Origin of the sequence: Staphylococcus devriesei (assembly GCF_002902625.1) — a bacterium.
Classification (GTDB): Bacteria; Bacillota; Bacilli; order Staphylococcales; family Staphylococcaceae; genus Staphylococcus; species Staphylococcus devriesei.
The window spans coordinates 1-489 of the sequence record NZ_PPRG01000058.1; the positions used below are offsets into that span (position 1 = coordinate 1).

Sequence of the window (489 nt, forward strand, 5' to 3'; positions counted from 1 at the left end):
ATCATTCACGATTTCTTGATTTCTTTCATCATCATCAGTTAAAAAATCAGATGACTTAACCGAATATTTAGAGGTTTCTTTAATAGCTGCTTGAATATCTTTATCGCCTTTTTGATTTGGTTTGATCGCTTTAATATTTGCTACGGGTCGATAATCAACTTGTAATGCTTTTTGCCATAAACTAACCCATTCTTCTTGAGTTATATAATTAGCTTTATTCTTAAAATAACTATTTTCAACACATAACAAAACATGCATATGTTGATTATAACTGCCGTCATTTTTATTAACTGTTACTTCTGTTGAACGCATAAAACCAATTAAATTTTTACTAACTTTTTTATATTTAAATAATCTTCTAAATGATTCAGTTAAGTGTTTCAAACTTTGTTCTAAAGTATCCCCATCTATAGCATTTTTTGTTGAAAGTGTTAGAAATAACCAACGTGCTTTCGGTTTTTCCTTAACCACTTCTTCAATCACTCTTTG

1 protein-coding gene is annotated in these 489 nt (G+C 28.6%); it reads right to left on the reverse strand.

Annotated elements, in window-relative coordinates; all coding sequences use genetic code 11:
- On the reverse strand, nucleotides 1–489 hold a 489-nt coding region (locus CD147_RS09295), incomplete at both ends, for a protein rep (protein WP_169926900.1).